Raw genomic sequence first — 22,103 nt, 5'->3', positions numbered from 1 at the left:
GTCGTCTGTGAACAAAAAACCAATCTGTTCACAGAGGCGGAGGTGGGTCGGTTGCCGGCCAGGTTCGGTCAGGCGGAGCGAGCCGCCATCACCGAGGCGCTGCGGACCGCCGGCCGGCGGCTGTTCACCACACAGGGGCTGCGCAAGACCTCGTTGGACGAGTTGGTCAAGCCGGCCGGCATCGCCAAAAGCAGCTTCTATGCCTTCTACGAGTCCAAAGAGTCGCTTTATCTCGACCTGATGCTGCGCGAAGCGCCGCAGCGGCAGGAAAAACTCCGGCGGATCCTCGACGCGGACGTGTGCGCGACCGAGAAGATCCGCCGGTTTCTGCGCCATGCCGTCGACATCCTGGAAAACGACCCGCTCTACCACCGGCTGATCACGCATCCGGAGGAGCTGGCCGCGGTCGCCCGCCGGCTGAGCCCGGCCGAGTCGGCCAGGATGGCCGAGCTCTCGATGCTGCCGCTTACCGACTTCATCAAGGGGGCACAGGAAAACGGCCAGCTCGTCGACGGTGACCCGGAGGTGCTGCTCGGCGCCATGCAGGCCGCGTTGTTCCTGCCGAGCCACCGCCATCAGCTCGATCCACGGCATTACGACGCGATCGTCGGCCAGACGATCGACACCATCGCGATCGGTCTCACGAGGACCGGCTGGAGAGGCGAGAGGACATGACGACGGCGCGGTTGAGCGTCACCGAACGCGTACGGACGGACACCGTGATTTCGGTGCGGGGGCTGACGTTCCGCTATCCGAAGGCGGCCGAGCCGGCCGTACGCGGGATGGATTTCACCATCGGAAAAGGAGAGATCTTCGGATTTCTCGGCCCGAGCGGCGCCGGCAAGTCGACGACCCAGAAGATCCTGACCGGCCTGCTGACCGGTCACGGCGGCGATGTTTCGGTGTGGGGAAAGGATCCGGCGGCCTGGGGAGCCGACTACTACCAGCGGGTCGGCGTGTCCTTCGAGCTGCCCAACCACTACCAGAAGCTGACCGCGCTGGAAAACCTGCGGTTCTTCGCTTCCCTGTACGACCGGCCGACCACAGATCCGATGGCGTTGCTGGACCTGGTCGGCCTGGCGGACGCCGCGGACACCCGGGTCGGCAGGTTTTCCAAGGGAATGGCCATGCGGCTGGTGTTCGTACGCGCGCTGCTGCACGACCCCGACCTGCTGTTCCTCGACGAGCCGACCTCCGGCCTGGATCCGACCAACGCGCGCCGGATACGCGAGATCATCCTGCGCAAGCAGGCGGAGGGAAAGACGATTTTCCTGACCACGCACGACATGGCGACCGCGGACGCGTTGTGTGACCGGGTGGCGTTCGTGGTCGACGGCCGGATCGTGGCGATGGACTCGCCGCGCGAGCTCAAGGTGCAGCGCAGCCAGCGGCGCGTACGCGTCGAGTTCCGCGATTCCGGTGGAGCGGTGACGCAGCGCGAGTTTCCGCTCGACGGCCTGGCCGACAACGCCGATTTCGCTGACGTCGTACGCCGTCACCGCGTGGAAACCATCCACAGCAAGGAAGCGTCGCTGGACGAGGTGTTCACCGAGACGACCGGCCGGAGCCTGCGATGAGGCGGTTTTCCGCTGCGCTGCGGCTGGATCTGCGCCTGCAGCTGCGCTATCGGTTTCTCTACGCGGCGGCGTTCTCGGCGGTCGCGTGGTTGGCTTTGCTGCTGCCGATCCCGGCCGGCCTGCGCGTCGCGGCCGAGCCGCCGGCGATCATGGGTGACCTGGTCATCGTCGCGTACTTCTTCATCGCCGGCGCGGTTTTCTTCGAGAAAGCGGAGCGGACGCTGTCGGCGGTGATTGCCAGTCCGCTGCGGTTCGCCGAATATCTCGCCGCGAAAATCGTCACGCTGACCGGTCTTTCCGTTGTGCTGACCGTGTTCGTGGTGACGGCGACGCACGGCTTGGATGTCAACCTGCCGCTGGTGGTGCTGGGCACCGGCCTGTCGGCGATCCTGATGCTGCTGGTCGGATTTCTCACCGCGCTGCCGTTCGCGTCGGTCACCGACTGGTTCCTGCCGGCGATGCTGCCACTCGCGATCGTCGCGCAGCCGTGGTTTCACGTCACCGGCCTGTCCGACAGTCCGCTGTTTTTCCTGATCCCCACGGACGGACCGATTTTCTTGCTGGCCAAAGCTTTTGGGCTGGTCGAGCTGCCGGCGTGGCAGCTGGCGTACGCGATCGGCTATCCGCTGCTGTGGATCGCCGCGCTGTGCTGGCTCGCTCCGCGCGCGTTTCGGAAGTTCGTGACCGACAAGACCGGAGGTGCCTGAGATGGCCGGCGCGTACGCGGCCTTCGGCAGCAACGACCTCAAAGGCGTACGCCGCGATCCGCTGTTGGCGTTCGTGGTTTTCTCGCCGTTCTGCTACGCCGGCCTGGTGGCGATCCCCACCGGACCGGTGACCGGATATCTGGCCGACCGGTTCGGCTTCGACCTCGTGCCGTATTACCCGCTGATCATGACGTCGTTCCTGACGCTCGGCTGCGCGATGATCGTGGCGGCGTTGGCCGCGCTGCTGATCCTCGACGAGCGTGACGCCGGCACGCTCACCGCGCTGCGCGTCGTGCCGGTGCCGATGCGTGCGTTTGTCGGTTATCGCGCGACGACGATCGTCCTGGTCACCACGCTCTACATCGTCGTGTCGATGGTGATTTCCGGTTTCGCGGTGCCGGCGCTGCTGCCGGCGAGGCTCCTGCCGGTGACCGTGCTGCACGGCCTGCTGGCCGGCCTGTCGGCTGTGGTCGTGGCGCTCCTGATGGTGTCGGTCGCGCACAACAAGGTCGAAGGACTGGCCGTGATGCGTGGCGTCGGCATCCTGGTCGTCGGTCTGCCGTGCCTGCCGTTCTTCATTCACAACGGCTGGCAGTTTGCCTTCGGGGTGTTGCCGACGTACTGGCCGAGCGCGATGTTCTGGGCAGCAGCGCGCGGCGAAACCTGGTGGCCGTACCTGTTGATCGGCGTGGCGTACCACATCGCGCTGATCGTGCCGCTCTATCGCCGCTTCGCGCGTACGGCCGGCTGACCGCATGGCCACCATGCTTGCGTTGGACGCAAGCATGGTGGCCATGCGCCCCTCAGGGCCGCGAGGTGGGGGAGGCGTTGATCGAGGGGTCGCGCTCGACCGCGTCGCCGAGCGCCTCGTCGATCGCCTTCAGCAGGTCGTCGTCGAGCTTCACGCCGGCCGCCTTGACGTTGTCGTGCACCTGCTCCGGCCGGCTGGCGCCGATGATCGCGGACGCGACGTTTTCGTTCTGCAGGACCCAGGCGACGGCCAGCTGCGCCAGCGACAGGCCGGCGTCGGCGGCCAGCGGCCGCAGTTTCTGTACGGCGGTGAGTACGTCGTCGCGCAGCCACCGCGAGATCATGGTGGCGCCGCCCTTGTCGTCGGTGGCACGCGATCCGGCCGGCGGCTGCTCACCCGGCTTGTACTTGCCGGTCAGTACGCCCTGCGCGATCGGTGAGAAGACGATCTGGCTGATGCCCAGGTCGCGGCTGGTCGGCACGACCTCGGCCTCGATGACCCGCCACAGCATCGAGTACTGCGGCTGGCTGGACACGAACGGGATCTTCAGCTCGGTGGCCAGCTCGTGGCCGCGCCGGATCTGGCCGGCGGTCCACTCGGACACGCCGATGTAGTGCGCGCGGCCGGAGTGCACGATGTCGGCGAAGGCGGTCATCGTCTCTTCCAGCGGCGTCGCGTAGTCGTAGCGGTGCGCCTGGTAGAGGTCGACGTGGTCGGTCTGCAGCCGGCGCAGCGACGCGTCGATGGACTCCATGATGTGCTTACGGGACAGGCCGCGGTCGTTCTTGCCGGGACCGGTCGGCCAGTAGACCTTGGTGAACAGCTCGTACGACTCGCGCCGCACGCCGTTGAGCGCCTCGCCGAGCACCGTCTCTGCCTTGGTGCCGGCATATACGTCGGCGGTGTCGAAAGTGGTGATGCCGGCGTCAAGAGCGGCGTGCACACAGGCGACCGCGGCGTCCTGCTCCACCTGGGAGCCGTGGGTGAGCCAGTTACCGTACGAGATTTCGCTGATCAGCAGGCCGGACCGGCCGAGGTGTCGGAATTCCATGACCTGAAACCTACCCGCCGGCCAACGGACCGCCACCGCAGAAGGTAGGACGAAATTTCCGATCGGTGTTGTACAACGTTGTATCCTCGGTTCGGTGTACGCGATTGAACCGTTTCGAGACCTTGACAACGAACCGTCCTTTTGTAGCGTTACGGCGAATGTTTAGCGCTACATGTGGAGGTTTGGTGGACACCGGCCGCCTCTCATACCGAGCATCGCTCGCTGACGTTGATTTGGCGGCGCTTCGTGCGCACGTGCCGCGGCAGAGCGTCGAGATCGCGCCGACATCGGTACGCCGGCGGCGGTCGCTGCGGCAGCCGAGGTCGCCGAGTTCGAGAGCGACCTCGAGTCGTTCGTACGGTCCACTGTGGACGATCGTGCCGAGATTTTCCGCCGTTCCAAGGAACGTTTCCAGAAGCTGACCGGCGTCGCGGCCAGCCGTGGAGCCGGACGGCACTACGCGGACCGCGCGATCTTCTACGAGGACATGCACAGCGGCCTGCGGGACGTGCGCATCGGCGGCAACGTGGCCGAGTTCCTTGCCGGCGAGCTGGGGATCGTCTACCAGGTCGCGCTCGCGGTGCCGCGGCTGCGATTGGCCAGAGAGCGCGAGGTCCTGTCCGACTGGGCCAGGCAGCGCTTCCGGATCGGTGAGACCGTGCCGCTGGATCGGTTCTACGCCGCGTTCTTCGCCGACCGCGAGGCGATTGCCGACCGATGCGCGCCGGTGGAGGCCGAGGTCGCGGCGCTCCAGCGCTCGTTGACGGACGCCCTGGTCGGCGACCGGCTGGACGCGGCCGAGGTCGTCGTCGAGCCGGACCGGGTCGCCGAGATCCTGGCCGACCAGCCGTCAGGTCCGCCGACGCTGTGCAATCCCGACGTGATGATCGCCGCCGCTGACCGCGAGGCGCTCGCGGCCGGCAGGTTCACCGCGGTGATCGGCGACCTGCACGCCGTACGCGAGTTGCTCACGCACACTTGCTTCGCGCCGATCGCGCAGCGCTACCAGCCTGACCTGCTGCCGTCCATCCACGCGGCGTATCGGTCGCTGCTCGCACCGGACGAGCTGCTGGTCGACCTGATCCGCGACCATCCGATGAAAACCGAGGTGCAGCTGCAATATCCCGGCTGGCATCTGGAGCTGGTCGGTCGCTCGCCGAAGCCGCGGTCGCAGGTGTTGCAGCCGGCGCGGTTGTCCGTGACGGTCACGGCCGGCGGCCTGGAGCTGCGAGCGCACGGCGTCGAAGGACGACTGCGGCTGCTGGCGCCACTGGCCAGCGGCGCGACCATCCGACACGATCCGCTCGCCGTCTTCTCCTTTCCACGCCATTTCGGTGACTCGATCCTGCACGTCGACCACGTCGAGCACCTGCCGCGGATCCGGTGCGGACGGGTGGTGCTGCAACGCGAGACCTGGCGCGTACCCGCGACGGAGTTTCGGGGCCGGCGGTTGGACGGCCAGCCGGTCGCCAATGACACCGCCGCGGATTACTACGCGGCCTGCCAGTTGCGCGACCGGCTCGGCCTGCCGCGCCGGATGTTCGCGAAGGTGCCGGGCGAGCGCAAGCCGGTCTATCTGGACTGGGACGCTCCGTTGCTGGTCCGGCAGGTGTTCCGGCTGGCAGGCGACACCGGCGTGGTCGAGTTGTCGGAGATGCTGCCGGATCCGGACCAACGCTGGCTGGAGGTCGACGGCCAGCGATTCACCAGCGAGCTGCGGTGCGCAGCGTTCTCGGTGACCTGAGAGGCGGCGGCTATCGGACCGTGCTGGCGGCCGCCGGAGCCTCGGCGGTCGGTGACGGCGTACGGGATGCCGCTCTGCCGCTGCTCGCGCTCGCGGTCCTGCGCGACCCGGTCCAGGTGGCCGTCGTCTCGGCCGCCAACAAGCTGCCGTGGCTGCTGTTCGCACTGCCGGCCGGCGCGTACGCGGACCGGCTCGACCGCCGCCGGCTGATGGTTGGCGCGGATCTCGTACGGTCCGCGTCGCTGGCCGTCGGGGCCGGTCTGCTGGCCGCCGGTCAGTTGAGTTTCGCGTCGTTGGTGGCACTGGCGTTCGTGCTCGGAACCGGCGGCGTTGTCTTCCAGTGCGCCTCCTACGCGCTGGTCCCGAGCATGGTCGGCAAGGACCTCCTGCAGTCGGCCAACGGATGGCAGTTCGGCGTGCAGACCCTGGGTCGCGAGCTGCTCGGCCGTACGCTCGGCGGAACGCTGTTCGCGGCCGGTCGTGCGATTCCGCTGTTGGTGGACGCGGCCAGTTTTGGGATGTCCGCACTTTTGCTGAGCACTGTCGCGATTCCGCGGCGGCCGCCGTCGCGCCGCGGTCGGCGTCTTCTCGTCGACATCGCCGATGGCTTCCGTTTTCTTGCCAGCGACCGGTTGCTGGTGGTGCTCACCGTCGCGGCCGCACTGATCAACCTGGTGCTCGGTGGCCAGACCGCCGTACTCGTCCTGCTCGCCGTCGACGAGTTGCATGTCGAACCGTTCGGATACGGTGTTTTGTTGGCCTGCGGCGGCATCGGCGGTGTCGTTGCCGGCGCCGTCGCCGGCCGGCTGGTCGGACGCATCGGTGCGCGAGCGGTCATGGTGGCCGCGGTCGCGGCGCTCGGTGGCTCGGGCCTCGCGACGGCGGTTGCCACCGGTCTGCCGCTGGCCGCCGTGGCGGCGTTCGTCCAAGGTGCCGCCTTGATGCTGTGGAACGTGCCGAGCATGTCGGCGCGGCAGGCGACGGTGCCGGACGTGCTGCTCGGCCGGGTCATCGGTGTGCACCGGCTCGCGTCGTGGGGTGCGATGCCGGTTGGCGCGGTGGTCCTCGGTGCGCTGACTGGCGTGGCCGGGGTCCGGCCCGCCTACGCCGCCGGCGGCGCTCTGCTGGTTGTCCTTGCCGCGGCGGTCGCTCGGCCGCTGAAAGCCTGGGGCCGGCAGTCGCCGGCCGCCGGATAAAGGCGTATGCACCCGGCTGGCCGGTGCTGTTAAGCTGCGTCCATGATCTGATCTTCCGTTTCACGAGCCTCTGCCGGCTGCCGTCGAGCTGACCAGCCGTTTTTCTCTTGCCTCGTTCGGAAGGAGCACATCTTGTCATCGAAACCTGAGTCCACGCCGGAGCCGACTTCCGAGCACGACGCCGACCAGCCGGCGCCGCCGATGAACCGCGCGGAGCGGCGTGCGCAGAAGAAGGGCAAACAGGTCAACCACAGCCAGGTGCCGAGCCACATCCAGGCACGCGGCTCGCAGAACACCCAGGGTGCGCCGCGGTCGTACAGCTCGCGTCGCGCCGGCTAGCCAGCACTGTCGTCAAGGAGCCGCGGCCGTACGGTCGCGGCTCCACTCGTGTCCGGCGGCGACCCGCCACTGAACGATCGCTCAGTCAGCTATTGACAACTACGTCACAGTTGTCAAAACTCGGCGGCACACCGGCCGAACGGAGGCACTGATGTCCCTTCAGATGCTGGCAACTCCGCCCGTCGACAGCGAGTTGCGGCCGGTGCCCGGCGAGCCGGGGCCGCCGCTGGTCGGCCAGACCCTGCGGATGCTGCGGCATCCGCACGCGGCCAACCGCGAGCGCTATGAGACCTACGGCCCGGTGTCGTGGGCCAACCTGTTCGGCAAGCCGACCGTGGTGATGCTCGGCCCGGACGCCTGCGGAGCGGTGCTGGCCAACCGCGACCGTGCGTTTTCCAGTGGCCTTGGCTGGGGGCGGTTCCTGGACAACTTCTTCTACCGCGGCATCATGTTGCTGGACTTCGAGGAGCACCTGCACCACCGCCGGATCATGCAGCAGGCCTTCACCACCGAGCGGCTGGCGAGTTATCTGAGCCACATGAGTCCGGCCGTACGCGCCGGCGTCGGCCGGTGGCCGGACCGGGGCGACCTGAAGTTCTATCCGGCGGTGAAACGGCTGACGCTGGACCTGGCCGCCGGCATCTTCATGGGCGAGGAGAAACTCGGCGCTCGCGCCGAGGAGATCAACAGGGCGTTCATCGGCTGCGTCCAGGCCGGCACGTCACTGATCCGCTTTCCGGTGCCAGGCGGACGATGGCGCAAGGGGATCGTCGGCCGGCGCGTCTTGGAGCAGTTTCTCCGCGAATACCTGCCGAAAAAGCGGTCCGTCGACGGCGCCGACCTGTTCACCGCGCTGTGCCACGCGGAGTCCGAGGACGGCCACCGGTTCACCGACGACGACGTCATCAACCACATGATTTTCCTGCTGATGGCGGCACACGACACGACGACGATCACGCTCACCACGATGGTCTGGAAACTCGGCCAGCACCCGGAATGGCAGGAGCGCTGCCGGCAGGAATGCCTCGCGCTCGACAACGACCAGCTCGCATACGCCGATCTGGACAAGCTCGCGTCGCTGGACCTGGTGATGAAGGAGTCGCTGCGGCTGGTCGCGCCGGTGCCGTCGGTGCCGCGCCAGGCGGTCAAGGACACCGAGGTGCTCGGCCATTTCATCCCGGCCGGCACCGACGTGACGATGGGCCTGCATTTCACGCAGCACATGCCGGAATACTGGCCGGACCCGGAGCGCTTCGACCCCGACCGGTTCGCCGAGCACCGCCGCGAGGACAAGGTGCACCGCTATGCCTGGCTGCCGTTCGGCGGCGGCGTACACAAGTGCATCGGCCTGTATTTCGCCGGCATGCAGGTGAAAGCGGTGATGAACGAGCTGCTGCGCCGATATCGCTGGCAGGTCGATCCGGCGTACGAGGCGCCGCTGAATTACGTCGCGCTGCCCTATCCGACCGACGGACTGCCGATCGCGCTGGAGCCGGTTAACCAGTAGCTCGGGCGGCAAGCCGGCCGGTACAGTGCGGCCAGTGACCGGGACGATGCTGGCTGATGTGCGCCGGCGTCAGGGAAATCCGGTCGCCGACTGGCTGCGGATGGCCGCGGCCGTCACCGCGGCCGGTTTTCGCCGCTATTCGACCTACCGCCAGGCGACCGTCGGCGCGGCCGTCACGGTGACGGTTTTCGGTTTCCTCAAGTGCTATCTGATTCTCGCGGTCGCCGGTCCGGCCGGCACGGTCGCCGGTTACCGCGGCGACCAGCTCGTCGCCTTCATCTGGATCGGCCAGGGGCTGTTCGGCGTGGTCGCGATGTGGGGCTGGAGCGAGCTCTCCGACCGCGTACGCACCGGTGACGTCGCCGCCGACCTGCTGCGGCCGGTGAATCCACTGTGGACGTACGCGTGCACCGATCTCGGCCGGATCGGTCACGCGCTGGCGATGCGGCTGCTCGTGCCAGTCGTCGTCGGCGCGCTGACCTTTCATTTGTACGCACCGAGACTCTGGGCCACCTATCCGGCTTTCCTGGTGAGCGCGGTGCTCGGCGGGATGGTCTCCTTCGCGCTGCGATATCTGGTCAACCTCAGCTCGTTCTGGCTGCTGGACATCCGCGGTGTGATGACCGCCTGGGTCCTGTGTTCCAGCCTGTTCAGCGGCCTGACCATGCCGATCGGCTTCTTTCCAGCGTGGGCGCGCGCGGTGCTGTGGCTGACGCCGTTTCCGGCGATCATGCAGGTGCCGCTGGACACCGCGCTGGAGCGCCACGTCGGCTGGCCGGCGGCGGGGATGATCGGCCTGCAGGTGGCGTGGGTCGTCGCGCTGCTGGCGATCTGCTGGCTGGTGCAGCGCCGGGCCGTACGACGGCTGGTGGTGCAGGGCGGATGAGCACCGCGGTGATCTATTTACGGCTCGTCGGCGCGCAGATCCGCGCGCAGGCCAGCTATCGGCGGTCGTTCGTGATCGACCTGCTGTCACAGGCGGCGCTGGCGCTGGTGGAGATCTCCACGGTCGCGATCTTCTTCGGTGTCACCCGGTCGATTGGCGGCTTCACGCTCGCGCCGGCGATGCTGATCAGCGCGCTGGCACAGACCTGTTTCCGGCTGGGGGACCTGGTCGGCGGTGGCATGGACAACATGGCCGAGCTGGTGCGTCGCGGCCGGATCGACGCGCAGCTGGTACGTCCGATGTCGGCGCTCGGCCAGATCTTCGTGAACACCCTGGAGGTGCGTGTCTTCGGCGGTGTCGCGCAGGGGATGATCGTGCTCGGCATCGCCCTGGCATTCAACGACATCGCCTGGTCACCGGTGAAGGTGCTGCTGCTGCTCGTCACGCTGGTCAGCGGCATGGTGTCGGTCTCGGCGATCTTCGTCGCCGGCGGCACGCTGACCTTCTGGATCATCGACTCGCGGCCGATCAGCGACGCCTTCACCTACGGCGGACGCGACTTCATCACCTATCCGATCACCATCTACGGACCGGTCTTCCGCACGCTGTTCGCCTTCGTGCTGCCGTTCGCGTTCGTCGCGTACTACCCGGCGCTGGCGCTGCTGGACCGGCCGGATCCGCTCGGCCTGCCGGCCTGGCTCGGCTACTGCTCGCCGGTCGCTGCGGCCGTGCTGGCGCTGGCCGCGACGGCATTCTGGCGCGTCGGCATCCGGCACTACCGAGGGACGGGGTCATGAACACCATCGAGGCACGCGGACTGCGCAAGACCTTCAGCGTGGCGAAGAAAACCGGCCGGGTCCGGCGTACGCGGGTCGAGGTGGCCGCGGTGGACGGCATCGACCTGACCGTCGAGGCCGGCGACATGATCGGCTACATCGGCCCCAACGGCGCCGGCAAGTCCACCACGCTCAAGATGTTCACCGGTGTGCTCATGCCGAGCGGGGGAGAGCTGCGGGTCTGCGGCCTGCGACCGGTGCCGGACCGGCTCCGGCTGGCGCACCGGATCGGTGTCGTCTTCGGACAGCGCAGCCAGCTGTGGTGGGACCTGCCGCTGTGCGAGTCGTACGCGTTGTTGCGGCACATCTATCGCGTGCCGGCGGCCGACCACCGGCGCCGGCTGGCCGCGTACGTGGAGCTGCTCGACCTCGGCCCGATCCTCGACACCCCGGTGCGGCAGCTCTCGCTCGGCCAGCGGATGCGGTCAGAGGTGGCCGCAGCGCTGCTGCACGAGCCGGAGGTGCTGTTCCTGGACGAGCCGACGATCGGCCTCGACGTGGTCAGCAAGGAGGCCGTACGCTCCGCACTCGCCGAGCTGCACGCGACCGGCCGCGTCACGGTGGTGCTCACGACGCACGACCTGGCCGACATCGAGCGGCTGTGCCGGCGGCTGGTGGTGATCGACCACGGCCGGGTCATCCACGACGGCACGTTGGAGGAGCTGCACGACGCGTACGGGTCGCGGCGGCGGGTGATCGTCGAGCTGGACGGTCCGCATCCGCGGCTGGACATACCGGCGGCGACCGTCGACCTGGTGGAGGCTGACGGTCGCCGTCAGACACTGTCGTTCTCGCCGTCGCAGACCACGGCGGCCGCGGTGATCGGCGCGGTCGCCGCGACCGCGCCGTTGCGCGACCTGCAGGTGGCCGAGCCGGACATCGACGAGGTCGTACGCCGGCTCTACACGCGCTGACCCTACTTGGTCTTCGCCGCGCAGAAGACCTCGCGGTGGCCGAGCTTCCACAGCGCCTCGCTCGGCGAGACGTAGCTGATCGTGCTCTCGTCGGCCGGCTTGCCGCTGGCCGACAGGCAGGCCTTTTCAGCCGCCTTCTGCACCTGCGTGCTGCCGGGGAAGTCGCCTTCCGGCAGCACCGGGATAGCGTAGACCTTCCCCACGTCACCTTGTCCGCAGGTGACCTTGGTGACCAGGCCGGTGTCCTTGTCCTGGCCGATGCAGTCGCCGACCTTCACGTCGGCGTTGGCGATCTTGTTGTTGAACAGGTTGACGCCACCGGCGATGATCGCGCCGTACGCGACTATCCACAGGATCGACAGCACGATGCCGATGACCGCGAGCACCTTCAGCTTCTGGGTCTTCTTCACCATCGCGACGATGCCGATGATGATGCTGATCGGGATGGTGATCACCAGGAAGCCGAGAACACCGAGGACCAGCGCGGTGATCGACAGGCCGGCGGTCTTGCGCTCCTGCGGCGGGTCGGCCGGGATCGTCATCGAACCCGAGTCGGGGTAGGACATCTGCTTACGTGCCTTTCTGGTACGCGCTCCGTTGCGGCGCTCGCAGCAGCGTCCCTGACCCCGCTGCCGGTTGACTGCCGTTTCACTGCCGTCCAGCGGCAGGCGGTGTTTGTGCGGGTCAGCGCGTATCCGGGCGGCGATGGCCGGCCGGATCGAACACCGCGCCGGCAGTGGCCACGACCGCCGACAGCACCACCTGCGACACCACCGACCAGGCTGGCCACACGTCGGTGTCCGAGAGCGCGAGCGCGACGAGAGTGTTGGCGCTCACCGCCATCAGGCCGGCCGCGGTCAACCAGAGCGCGCGACTGCGCCGCCGTACGGCGTAGTAGAGGGGCACGACCCAGTTGCCGAAGCCGAGCGTCGCCAGCGGCGCGACGAAGGCGGCGATCCGGATCGCCGTCGAGACCGCCGACTGAGCGTCGCGCGGTGGCGCGTCCACGAGCAGCGCCGCGTGTACGGCGCCGCCGATCTGGATCACCGTGAGATCGCCGGCGACCCAGGCCAACAACTGGTTGCCGGTGAACATGGCCAGGCCCGGGACGATGGCACAGGCCAGCACGAGATAGCCGGCCGCGGCCGCCAGGTTGGCCGGCAGGCCGCCGCGGCCGCGGGTGAACCGCCAGGCGGCCAGCGCGCCGACCACCGCCCAGGTCGCCAGCCCGAAGCTCATCACCGGCACCGCGATCGCGAGCAGCTTGGCACCCCAACGCGCCGAGTCCGGCAGATCGGCGTCGCGGTCGGTCGCCGTCAGCACCGGCCGCGCGACCGGTGGATCGGCGTTTGGCCCGACTTCCGGCTCGTCAGGTGTCTCCGGTTCGGCGCGCAGGATGCGCTGGTGCAGCTCCTGGACGCGTACGCCTGGTTCGATCCCCAGCTCGGCGGCCAGATGCGCGTGGTAGTCGCGATAGGCGGCCAGCGCTTCCGGCTGCCGGCCGGACCGGGACAACGCGAGCATCAGCAGCTCACGCGGACGTTCGCGGAGCGGATAGTCGGCCACCAGCCGCACCAGATCCGGCACGGCCGTCCGGTGCCGTCCGGCCGCCAGCTCCAGCTCGGCGAGCTTCTCCAGTACGCCGGCGCGCACCTCCGCCAGCCGGTGGCGAGCGCCGTCGAACAGCGGACCGGTCAGCCCGGCGAGCGGCTCGCCCTGCCACAGCCGCGCGGCGGCGGTCAGCTGGCCGGTCTCGGCCGGACCGCCGGCCAGGCCGGTGAACACGTCGGCGTCCAGGCTGCCCGGCGCGACCCGCAGCAGATAGCCGGCCGGCGTACGCGTCAACAGCTGTCCAGGTGAGCGCGGTGCGCGGCCGGGCTCGAGCACGCGGCGCAGGCCGGCGACGTACTTCTGCACGACGTTGGCGCCGTTGTGCGGCGGCTCGTCGTCCCACACCGCGTCGACGATCTGGCTGGTCGAGACCGGCTTGTTGGCGTTGACCAGCAACGCGGCCAGCACCGCGCGTTGTTTGGCCGGTCCGAGCACCAGCTCCTGGTCACCGTGCCACGCGCGCAGCGGTCCCAGGATCTCGAACCGGATGAGCGGCTCACCAGCCACCACGTTCTCCCCGTTTCCCCATGGTCCCCCATGCCAGGACGAGGAGTTTACCGGTGGGTCAGACCTTGTCGCCGATGTTGACGGCCGCGCGAGGAGCGCGCATCCGGCGGAACACGGTCGCCCGCATCGCTCCGTAGAGATAGAGCGACATCATCCGCTCGGTGTTCTTCGGGAACCGTTCCCTGACCAGCTTCTTGATCTTGAAGGAGAGCAGCACCGAGTCGGTGAGCAGCGCCAGCAGCAGCACGGCCCACAGGATGTTGGCGAAGAACCGCACCTGCGCCGGCAGGCCCGGCTGAGCGGCCAGGAAGACCACCAGCGTGCCGCCGAGGAAGAAGGTGCCGACGGTGCGCCGCGAGTCGACGATGTCGCGTACCAGCCGGCGGACCGGGCCCTTGTCGCGCGGCAGCAGGTATTTGTCGTCGCCGCGCATCATGCCCTCGCGGGCCTCGGCACGCTCGACCCGCTGCCGCTCGCGCATCCGCGCCGCGGCCTCCTTGCGGTTGGCCGGCGGCGGCTCGACCATCCGGCGGCGGGCCTGCGCGTCCCTGCGCTTCGGCGTCGGCCGTCCCTTGCCGCCCGGTTTGGTGACCACCACCGGTTCGGGCTCGGGTTCGGGCTCGGACTTACGGCGGAAAAGCGACTTCAGTTCCACGGTCGGCAGCGTTCCTTCAGGTGTACGCGGAGGCGCTGAGCGGCATCCGCGGTGTGGGGATGCCTCTCAGCCTAGCCGTTTCGCGTCCTACGCGGCGCTGGCGTCGGTGCTTCGCTCCGCGCGAGCGCCGAGAGCGGCCAGTTTGGTGTCGAAGTCGGAGTAGCCGCGGTCGATCAGGTCGACGCCGTAGACATGCGAGGTGCCTTCGGCCGCCAGCGCGGCGATCAGGTGCGAGAAGCCGCCGCGCAGGTCGGGGATGACCAGGTCGGCGGCGTGCAGCTTGGCCGGGCCGCTGATCACCGCGGAGTGGGTGAAGTTGCGCTGGCCGAAGCGGCACGGCGTGCCACCGAGGCACTCGCGGTAGAGCTGGATGTGCGCGCCCATGCTGACCAGCGCGTCGGTGAAGCCGAGCCGGTTCTCGTACACGGTCTCGTGGACGATCGACAGGCCGGAGGCCTGGGTCAGCGCGACCACCAGCGGCTGCTGCCAGTCGGTCTGGAAGCCGGGATGCACGTCGGTCTCCAGCGCGATCGGCTTGAGGTCGCCGCCGGGGTGCCAGAACCGGATGCCGCCGCTGGGGGAGTCGTCGATCTCGAACTCGCCGCCGACCGTACGGAAGACGTTGAGGAACGTCATCATGTCGGACTGGCGCGCGCCGCGCACGTACACGTCGCCGCGGGTCGCGAGCGCAGCGCAACCCCAGCTCGCCGCCTCGAGCCGGTCCGGCAGCGCGGTGTGGTCGTAGCCGTAGAGCCGCTCCACGCCGGTGATCCGGATCGTCCGGTCGGTGAGCACGCTGATCAGCGCACCCATCTTCTGCAGGACGGCGATCAGGTCGATGATCTCCGGCTCGATGGCCGCGTTGCGCAGCTCGGTGACACCATGCGCGCGTACGGCCGTGAGCAGGACCTGCTCGGTGGCGCCGACGCTCGGATAGGGCAGCTGCAGCTTCGTACCGTGCAGGCCGTCCGGCGCCGAGATGTGCAGGCCCTCCGGGTCCTTGTCGACGGTCGCGCCGAACTGCCGCAGCGCCTCAAGATGGAAGTCGATGGGCCGGCCGCCGATGTTGCAGCCGCCGAGGTCGGGGATGAACGCGTGACCGAGCCGGTGCAGCAGCGGGCCGCAGAACAGGATCGGGATGCGGCTGGAGCCGGCGTGCACGTTGATCTCGTCGACGCTGGCGCGCTCCACCCGGCCGGGGTCCAGGACCAGCTCACTGCCGGTGTCGCCAGGGCGTACGTCCACGCCGTGCAGCGCGAGCAGGCCGGTGACGATCTCCACGTCGCGCACCGCGGGGATGTTGCGCAGCCGGCTCGGCGACTCACCGAGCAACGCCGCCACCATCGCCTTGGGGACGAGGTTTTTCGCGCCGGGGACGCGGACCTCGCCGCGCAGCGGCACGCCACCATGCACGATCAGGACATCGTTGTCCATCGTGCTCCTCTCTACGTCTGGACCTCGTTGGGCCGGAGCTGTCTCAGGTTAGCCAGTGCCCGCCCCTTCTCCATGGACCGGCCCGCCGGGTAATTCGGTTGACACGGATTTTCCGCTACGTCATCGTGTGCATTGGCCGTTGTTCGGTGACGACTCGGAGGAGGTGTGTCAGATGGCCGTCTTTGTGCGATCCCGCGTGTCCGCAGCCATCCACCTCCCGGCATCCGTGCGTCCCTGAGCTGGACGTTTCCTCGGGTGCCGCCACCCGAGGAGTTTTTCTCCAGTGCGAGTCCCGTTTCGCTATGACGCGTCACGTGACAGTGACGACGATCTCTATGACTACTACGACGCCTATGACGATCCGCCGGTTGCACCCGCCGGCCGGCGTACGCGCGTCGAGCCTCCCGCCGGCTTCGAGGACGCGGTCGCGGAGGAGGAAGAGGACGCCGACCCGGACGGTCCGCCGGAAGGCGACCGCTGGTCGACGTGGGACGGCGCCAGCCATGGGCCCAAGCCGTGGCCGGACTGGCTGGTCACCGACCTGGGCGCGGTCGACCACGAGCTCGGCGTCCTGAAGACCGGCAAGGAGGCCGACGTCTTCCTGATCCGGCGCGAAGTGCCCGGCGGGCGGTCGTGCCTGCTGGCCGCCAAGCGCTACCGTACGGCCGAACACCGGTCCTTCCGCCGTGACGCCGGCTATCTGGAAGGCCGCCGCGTCAAGGAGTCGCGGCAGAGCCGCGCGATGGCCCGGCGGACCGCGTACGGTCGCGAGCTGATCGCCGGCCAGTGGGCCGGAGCCGAGTTCGGCGTGCTCGGCTCCCTGTGGAAGGCCGGCCTGGCGGTGCCGTATCCGGTGTCGCTGGACTACACCGAGGTGCTGCAGGAGTTCATCGGCTCACCATCCGGCGAGGCGGCGCCCCGGCTTGCGCAGGTGCGACCATCCGGTGCGTTGCTGCGTACGCTGTGGGACCAGCTGCTGGACGCGATGTCGCTGATGGCCAGGATGGGCCTGACACACGGCGACCTGTCCGCGTACAACCTGCTGGTAGACGGTGAGCGGCTGGTCATGATCGACCTTCCGCAGGCCGTCGACATCGTCGGCAACCCGCAGGGTGTCGAGTTCCTGCACCGCGACGTGGTCAACGTCTGCGAGTGGTTCGCCGCTCGCGGTCTGACCGCCGCCGACCCGGAGGCGGTCCTGGACCTCCTCAGGTCCGAAGCCCACCTCACCTGAACTGGTCCGACCAGCCGACGGCGAGACTGAAGATTGTATGCAATTCGTGGGTAAGGCAGGATGGCCGCGTGCGCGTACTCGTGGCTCCTGACTCCTTCGGTGGCACCATGACCGCTCGCCAGGCCGCCGAGGCGGTGGCGGCGGGATGGCGGCGGGCGGCGCCTGGCGACGAGATCGTCCTGCGGCCGCTGTCCGACGGCGGCCCCGGCTTCCTGGACGTGCTCAACACCGCGCTCGGCGGCGAGTACGTGAAGGTCGCGATCCCGGATCCGCTGGGCCGCGACACGACCGGCAGCGTGCTGCGGGTCGGGGACGACGCGTACGTCGAGAGCGCCGACGCCACTGGCCTGCATCACCTGGCCAAAGACGAGCGCGACCCCAAGCGCACCACCTCGTACGGGGTGGGGCTGCTCCTCGCCGCGGCCGTCGAGTCCGGCGCGCGCCGCGTCGTGGTCGGCCTCGGCGGGTCGGCGACGAACGACGGCGGCGCCGGGATGCTGGCCGCCCTCGGAGCCGTTCCGCTGGATGTCGGCGGCAGTGCGTTGCCGTACGGCGGGGCCGCGCTGGCGCAATGCGACCGGCTGGAAGGCGTGCCGGCGTTGCGCGGCGCGGAGTTGGTGATCGCCAGTGATGTCGACAGTCCGCTCACCGGCCTGCACGGCGCCTCCGCGGTGTTCGGTCCGCAGAAAGGCGCCAGCAGGGAGGACGTGCTCCTCCTCGACGCCGCCTTGGCGCGCTGGGCCGAGGTGCTCGAACGTGACCTGCCGGGTTGTCCGCCGGGCATCGCCGAGCTGCCAGGTGCCGGTGCGGCTGGCGGCCTCGGCGCCGGTCTGTTGGCACTTGGCGCGCGGCGCGAGTCGGGGATCACGCTCGTACGCTCGCTGATCGGCCTGGATGCGGGGCTGGACGCGGCAGATCTCGTGGTGACCGGCGAGGGCTCCTTCGACTTCCAGTCGCTGCGCGGAAAAGTGGCCGCCGGTGTCGCCGCCGGAGCCGCCGAACGAGCGTTGCCGTGCCTGGTCGTGGCCGGCCAGGTCTCGGTCGGTCGCCGCGAGGCCGCTGCCGCCGGGATCGAAGCCACCTACGCCGTGGCGGATGAGCTCGGCTCCGTCGACGCGGCCATCGCCGCCGGCGCGGACGGCCTGGAGCGGCTGGCCGAGCGGGTTGCGCGTGAGTGGTCCCGGCGGTGAGATCGGCCACTGGGCTGAACGTACGTGCCGGATGCGGCCGGTGGGCCCTGGCAAATCCGATCGCCTGTGGGAGGATGGAATCGCTGGGAACAGCGCGAGCACAGCGGTTGTTGCCTGGTGGATAGAGCACTGGGGCCGACTTCTACGGGAGCAAACGTGACCACTCCGACCACCGAAACGTCCGTCGTCCTGACCGACGGCGCCGCCGCCAAGGTGAAGGCGCTGCTGGAGCAGGAGGGCCGCGACGACCTGCGGCTGCGGATCGCCGTGCAGCCAGGCGGCTGCTCCGGTCTGCGCTATCAGCTGTTCTTCGACGAGCGCTCGCTGGACGGCGACTTCGTCGAGGACTTCGGTGGCGTCGAGGTCGTCGTCGACCGGATGAGCAAGCCGTATCTCGGCGGCGCCACCATCGACTTCGTCGACACCATCGAGAAGCAGGGGTTCACGATCGACAACCCCAACGCCACCGGCTCCTGCGCCTGCGGCGACTCGTTCCACTAGACATCGCAATACGCGAGGGGCTCGGCCACCACGGTCGGGCCCCTCACGTTTGCGGCTCCAAGAGATCAGCGGGATCGAAGGAGATTGGAAACGGCCGGTCGCTCGCCAGAGTCGAGCCGGCGGACGCATTCGCGATTGGCCGGTAGTTGCCGTCACGAAGCTCGTAGAGGTGAGCATCCGCGCCGGGCAGCCGGTCGGACACCTCAACGACGAGATAGAAGGGGATGCCGGCACCCGCGGCGAGGGCAGGCTTGTCTATGCGGTCGCGGCGCCGAGACGACGGCGAGACGAACTCGATCGCATGAGGACGTGCTCGGCTGGCACCCACGTCATCCTCGACACTGGCTGCCGCAGCACGACCAAGTCGGGCCCGATCCACGTGTCCGGAGTGAAAATCACGTTGAGCGCAGGGTAAAGCGCATGGCCGGCGGCGGTTGCGGCCGCGTCCAGGCCGATCGCCAACCGCTTCGCTGCCCAGCTGTTGGCGCTGCCCTCCCGGGGGCTCATGACAAGCCTCCCGTTGATCGCCTCATAGCGCGCCGGGTGTGCGCCATCGATGGGCAAGTAACGATCGGCGAACTCGGCCGTCCACATGCCGGCCAGCTCGACCAGCGGGTCGAAGTCATCGAGGGACACGGGCAATGCTGACACGGCCGACCTCCTCCTGCACACCAGCGTACCGGCGGGGCCGGTCGCGAGATCACCCGAAATCCTGACATGTCTTGACCGTACGGATGGGTCCGGCGGAACCTTCGCCGGAGCTGCGGCCAAATGCCGTCGTTCCGGTCTGAAAGGTGGAGAGTTTGTCCCGAGCGGACTGGCGGATCGTACGAGCCGGGGATGAAAATTCTCTCGTGGACCGTCAGTCCCCGGGACTGGTTGCTGCGGGTTAGGGTCGTGAGTCCGTGTTCCCGACCGGGGCGTGAGCCCCACCGAGGCTGGGTAATGAAGATCGTCGTCACCGGATCCATCGCCACCGACCACCTGATGCATTTCAAGGGTCGGTTCGCCGAGCAGTTGCTGCCCGACCAACTGCACCAGGTCTCGCTGTCCTTCCTGGTCGACCGGTTGGTCATCCGCCGTGGTGGGGTGGCGGCCAACATCGCCTTCGGTATGGGGGTGCTGGGGGAGCGGCCGATCCTGCTCGGCGCGGTGGGTCCGGACTTCGACGACTACCGGGCCTGGCTGACCAAGCACGGCGTCGACTGCGAATCCGTGCAGGTTTTCGAAAACCTGCACACCGCGCGGTTCAACTGCACGACCGACGACGACATGGCGCAGATCGCGTCGTTCTACACCGGCGCGATGGCCGAGGGCCGCAACATCTCGCTGCAGCCGACGGTCGACCGGCTCGACGGCGTCGACCTGGTGATGATCGGCGCCCACGACCCGGAGGGGATGCTGCGCAACACGCGCGAGTGCAAGGAGGCCGGCATCCCGCGGGCCGCCGACTTCTCGCAGCAGATCGCGCTGATGGACGGAGAGCAGCTGCGCGAGCTGGCCGAAGGCGCCGCGTACCTGCTGACCAACGACTACGAGAAGAACCTGTTCGAGCAGAAAACCGGCTGGTCGGAGTCGGACGTACTCGACCATGTCGGCATCCGGGTCACGACGCTCGGCGAGCGCGGTGTCGAGATCACCGGCCGCGACGTCGAGCGCGTACACGTGCCGATCGCGCGGGAGGTACGCAAGGTCGACCCCACCGGCGTCGGCGACGGCTTCCGCGCCGGCTTCTTCGCCGGCCTGTCCTGGGGCCTGTCGCTGGAGCGGGCCGCGCAGGTCGGCAGCATGCTGGCCACGCTGGTCATCGAGACCGACGGCCCGCAGGAGTACGTGGTGGACCGCGCCGAGTTCGTCAAGCGGCTCGGCGAGGCGTACGGCGACACCGCGGCGTCCGAGGTCGCCGAGCACCTGGCGTAGGACCAGCCGCAGGGCCTCTGCACGTGCGCGGGACGCACGTGCAGAGGCCCTGCGGTCGTACGGGTCACAAACGGCGGCGCGTCGAGCCACCCGGTACGGCGGTGGAGAACCAGGTCGGATAGTCTTCGGTTGCTCGTTCTACGGCGTGTAGACCACGCCGCTTGGGTGACTGGCTTGAGCGGGAGGACCTGTCGGGTGGCAAGGCAGAAGCGGGTTCGGCCCGGTCGTGCGGTGCTGGCCCTGGCCACGCTGGGATTGCTGGCGCTGGCACTGGCCGGCTGTGACCGGGACCAGGCGCTACGGTTCGGATGGCCGGCCGGAGTGACCGTGCAGTCGCAATGGATGCTCCAGCTCTGGGTCGGTTCCACGATCGCGGCGCTGCTGGTCGGCGTGCTGGTGTGGGGCCTGATCTTCTGGGCCGTCATCGCCTACCGGCGGCGCGCCGGTGACCCGGAGATCCCGGTGCAGACCAAGCTCAACCTGCCGATCGAGATCCTCTACACGATCGCGCCGCTGCTGGTCGTGGTCGTCCTCTTCTACTACACGGCGGTCGTGGAGACCGACGTGGACAAGCAGGACGCCAACCCGGACGTGACCATCTCGGTCGTCGCGTTCAAGTGGAACTGGCGGTTCGGCTACAACGGCCAGACCGGCGTCGACGGCCAGCAGGTGCAGACGGTCGGCTCCTCCGACCAGATCCCGGTCCTGGTGCTGCCGACCGGCAAGACCGTACGGTTCGTCGAGACCTCCGAGGACGTGATCCACTCCTTCTGGGTGCCGGAGTTCCTGTTCAAGCGCGACGTGCTGCCCGGTCACCCGAACTCGTTCCAGGTGACCATCACCAAGACCGGCAACTTCGTCGGCCGCTGCGCCGAGCTGTGCGGCACCTACCACTCCAACATGAACTTCGAGGTCCGCGCGGTGAGCCCGGAGCTCTACCAGCAGTACCTGACGCTGCGCAAACAGGGCTTGTCCAACCCCGACGCGTTGGAGAAGCTGCAGGGCAAGGCGATGCGGTACGCGGTCACCACGCATCCGTTCAACACCGACCGCCGCGACACGTCGGCCAGCTGAGCCGGCCACAACAGGAGGATCGCAGCGATGCGCATTGAGTCGAGGGTCTTCAACGGCTTGGCGCTGTTCTGTTTCTTGGCGGCGCTCGTCTACGGGTTGTGGACCACCAACACGGTCGAGCACACCGAGTGGGTCGGCGTCGTGGCGCTGATCCTGACCGGCTGCCTGTGTGGCATGGTCGGCCAGTACTTCGCCTTCGTCGCGCGGCGGATCGACGCCAGGCCGGAGGACCGGCCCAACGCCGACGTGAGCGACGGCGCCGGTGACCTCGGCTTCTTCTCGCCGGGCAGCTACTGGCCGTTCATCCTGGCCGCGGCCGCGGCGCTGGCTGGCATCGGCGTGGTGTTCTGGGCGGTCTGGCTGCTGATCATCGGCGGCGTGGCGATCCTGCTGGCCACCGGCGGACTGGTTTTCGAATACTACGTCGGCACTCGCGGCGAGCACTGAACCTTCGTACGCACGGCCCTTC

General features: G+C 68.6%; 23 protein-coding genes. 17 read left to right on the top strand and 6 right to left on the bottom strand.

Going from position 1 to position 22,103, the window contains the following annotated elements:
* Positions 1–51 precede the first annotated feature (51 nt).
* From GNX95_RS09895 to GNX95_RS09880, 4 genes are read left to right on the top strand one after another with little or no spacing between them, the layout of a single operon-like run.
* Complete coding sequence (locus GNX95_RS09895) at positions 52–675, top strand: TetR/AcrR family transcriptional regulator (protein WP_163506803.1); 624 nt, start codon at positions 52–54, stop codon at positions 673–675.
* The gene (locus tag GNX95_RS09890) at positions 672–1,577 is read left to right on the top strand and encodes an ABC transporter ATP-binding protein (RefSeq protein ID WP_163506802.1); all 906 of its coding nucleotides are present in this window, start codon (positions 672–674) and stop codon (positions 1,575–1,577) included. The genes GNX95_RS09895 and GNX95_RS09890 overlap by 4 nt, the downstream gene beginning before the upstream one ends.
* Positions 1,574–2,284 carry a fluoroquinolone export ABC transporter permease subunit gene (locus GNX95_RS09885; RefSeq protein WP_163506801.1) on the top strand — a complete coding sequence of 237 codons (711 nt, stop codon included), beginning with the start codon at positions 1,574–1,576 and terminating at the stop codon, positions 2,282–2,284. The genes GNX95_RS09890 and GNX95_RS09885 overlap by 4 nt, the downstream gene beginning before the upstream one ends.
* A 1-nt stretch (position 2,285) precedes the next feature.
* Entirely contained in the window at positions 2,286–3,035 is a 750-nt protein-coding gene (locus tag GNX95_RS09880; protein WP_163506800.1) for an ABC transporter permease, read from the top strand.
* Positions 3,036–3,087: 52 nt separating this feature from the next.
* Here GNX95_RS09880 and GNX95_RS09875 read toward each other — a convergent pair whose 3' ends face one another.
* Positions 3,088–4,086 (bottom strand): aldo/keto reductase family protein, encoded by a 999-nt coding sequence (locus GNX95_RS09875; RefSeq protein ID WP_163506799.1) that lies wholly within the window; start codon positions 4,084–4,086, stop codon positions 3,088–3,090.
* A gap of 286 nt (positions 4,087–4,372) precedes the next feature.
* Here GNX95_RS09875 and GNX95_RS09870 point away from each other — a divergent pair, with 286 nt between their 5' ends.
* The 7 genes from GNX95_RS09870 to GNX95_RS09840 all read left to right on the top strand — a co-directional run bounded on the left by GNX95_RS09870 (position 4,373) and on the right by GNX95_RS09840 (position 11,508).
* Positions 4,373–5,830 (top strand): lantibiotic dehydratase, encoded by a 1,458-nt coding sequence (locus GNX95_RS09870; protein WP_163507960.1) that lies wholly within the window; start codon positions 4,373–4,375, stop codon positions 5,828–5,830.
* A complete protein-coding gene (locus GNX95_RS09865) occupies positions 5,806–7,026 on the top strand; it encodes an MFS transporter (protein ID WP_163506798.1) in 1,221 nt (406 codons plus the stop codon). Before GNX95_RS09870 ends, GNX95_RS09865 begins: the two co-directional genes overlap by 25 nt.
* A gap of 132 nt (positions 7,027–7,158) precedes the next feature.
* A complete protein-coding gene (locus GNX95_RS09860) occupies positions 7,159–7,365 on the top strand; it encodes a hypothetical protein (RefSeq protein WP_163506797.1) in 207 nt (68 codons plus the stop codon).
* Positions 7,366–7,516: 151 nt separating this feature from the next.
* Entirely contained in the window at positions 7,517–8,872 is a 1,356-nt protein-coding gene (locus tag GNX95_RS09855) for a cytochrome P450 (RefSeq protein ID WP_163506796.1), read from the top strand.
* Between the two features lie 34 nt (positions 8,873–8,906).
* The gene (locus GNX95_RS09850) at positions 8,907–9,758 is read left to right on the top strand and encodes an ABC transporter permease (protein WP_222853488.1); all 852 of its coding nucleotides are present in this window, start codon (positions 8,907–8,909) and stop codon (positions 9,756–9,758) included.
* Positions 9,755–10,555: an ABC transporter permease gene (locus GNX95_RS09845; protein WP_163506795.1), complete on the top strand. Its 801-nt coding sequence runs from the start codon at positions 9,755–9,757 to the stop codon at positions 10,553–10,555. The genes GNX95_RS09850 and GNX95_RS09845 overlap by 4 nt, the downstream gene beginning before the upstream one ends.
* On the top strand, positions 10,552–11,508 hold the full coding sequence (locus GNX95_RS09840) for an ABC transporter ATP-binding protein (protein ID WP_163506794.1): 957 nt from the start codon (positions 10,552–10,554) through the stop codon (positions 11,506–11,508). The genes GNX95_RS09845 and GNX95_RS09840 overlap by 4 nt, the downstream gene beginning before the upstream one ends.
* A 2-nt stretch (positions 11,509–11,510) precedes the next feature.
* On the opposite strand, the gene GNX95_RS09835 is transcribed toward GNX95_RS09840, so the two are convergent.
* The 4 genes from GNX95_RS09835 to murA form a co-directional block, all read right to left on the bottom strand.
* Positions 11,511–12,074, bottom strand: coding sequence for a hypothetical protein (locus GNX95_RS09835; RefSeq protein ID WP_163506793.1), 564 nt, complete (start codon positions 12,072–12,074; stop codon positions 11,511–11,513).
* A 118-nt stretch (positions 12,075–12,192) separates the two neighbouring features.
* Positions 12,193–13,626: a BTAD domain-containing putative transcriptional regulator gene (locus GNX95_RS09830; RefSeq protein WP_222853487.1), complete on the bottom strand. Its 1,434-nt coding sequence runs from the start codon at positions 13,624–13,626 to the stop codon at positions 12,193–12,195.
* Between the two features lie 58 nt (positions 13,627–13,684).
* Positions 13,685–14,281, bottom strand: a complete 597-nt coding sequence (locus GNX95_RS09825) for a DUF3043 domain-containing protein (protein WP_222853486.1) — start codon at positions 14,279–14,281, stop codon at positions 13,685–13,687.
* An 87-nt stretch (positions 14,282–14,368) separates the two neighbouring features.
* Entirely contained in the window at positions 14,369–15,715 is a 1,347-nt protein-coding gene (gene murA / locus GNX95_RS09820) for a UDP-N-acetylglucosamine 1-carboxyvinyltransferase (protein ID WP_163506792.1), read from the bottom strand.
* 283 nt (positions 15,716–15,998) lie between these two features.
* Here murA and GNX95_RS09815 point away from each other — a divergent pair, with 283 nt between their 5' ends.
* The 3 genes from GNX95_RS09815 to GNX95_RS09805 all read left to right on the top strand — a co-directional run bounded on the left by GNX95_RS09815 (position 15,999) and on the right by GNX95_RS09805 (position 18,640).
* On the top strand, positions 15,999–16,949 hold the full coding sequence (locus tag GNX95_RS09815; protein WP_163506791.1) for a serine protein kinase RIO: 951 nt from the start codon (positions 15,999–16,001) through the stop codon (positions 16,947–16,949).
* Between the two features lie 68 nt (positions 16,950–17,017).
* On the top strand, positions 17,018–18,139 hold the full coding sequence (locus tag GNX95_RS09810) for a glycerate kinase family protein (protein WP_163506790.1): 1,122 nt from the start codon (positions 17,018–17,020) through the stop codon (positions 18,137–18,139).
* A gap of 156 nt (positions 18,140–18,295) precedes the next feature.
* A complete protein-coding gene (locus GNX95_RS09805; RefSeq protein WP_163506789.1) occupies positions 18,296–18,640 on the top strand; it encodes a HesB/IscA family protein in 345 nt (114 codons plus the stop codon).
* A gap of 255 nt (positions 18,641–18,895) precedes the next feature.
* On the opposite strand, the gene GNX95_RS42455 is transcribed toward GNX95_RS09805, so the two are convergent.
* On the bottom strand, positions 18,896–19,276 hold the full coding sequence (locus tag GNX95_RS42455; RefSeq protein WP_222853678.1) for a Uma2 family endonuclease: 381 nt from the start codon (positions 19,274–19,276) through the stop codon (positions 18,896–18,898).
* 309 nt (positions 19,277–19,585) lie between these two features.
* Between GNX95_RS42455 and GNX95_RS09795 the strand changes: the two genes are divergently transcribed.
* From GNX95_RS09795 to GNX95_RS09785, 3 genes are all read left to right on the top strand, one after another.
* The gene (locus GNX95_RS09795; protein ID WP_163506788.1) at positions 19,586–20,560 is read left to right on the top strand and encodes a carbohydrate kinase family protein; all 975 of its coding nucleotides are present in this window, start codon (positions 19,586–19,588) and stop codon (positions 20,558–20,560) included.
* 195 nt (positions 20,561–20,755) lie between these two features.
* On the top strand, positions 20,756–21,634 hold the full coding sequence (ctaC, locus tag GNX95_RS09790) for an aa3-type cytochrome oxidase subunit II (RefSeq protein ID WP_222853484.1): 879 nt from the start codon (positions 20,756–20,758) through the stop codon (positions 21,632–21,634).
* Between the two features lie 27 nt (positions 21,635–21,661).
* Positions 21,662–22,081 carry a cytochrome c oxidase subunit 4 gene (locus tag GNX95_RS09785; protein ID WP_163506787.1) on the top strand — a complete coding sequence of 140 codons (420 nt, stop codon included), beginning with the start codon at positions 21,662–21,664 and terminating at the stop codon, positions 22,079–22,081.
* Positions 22,082–22,103: the final 22 nt, after the last annotated feature.

It is taken from the genome of Fodinicola acaciae, from assembly GCF_010993745.1.
GTDB classification, from domain to species: domain Bacteria; phylum Actinomycetota; class Actinomycetes; order Mycobacteriales; family HKI-0501; genus Fodinicola; species Fodinicola acaciae.
This window is presented reverse-complemented; position numbering and strand designations above follow the sequence as displayed.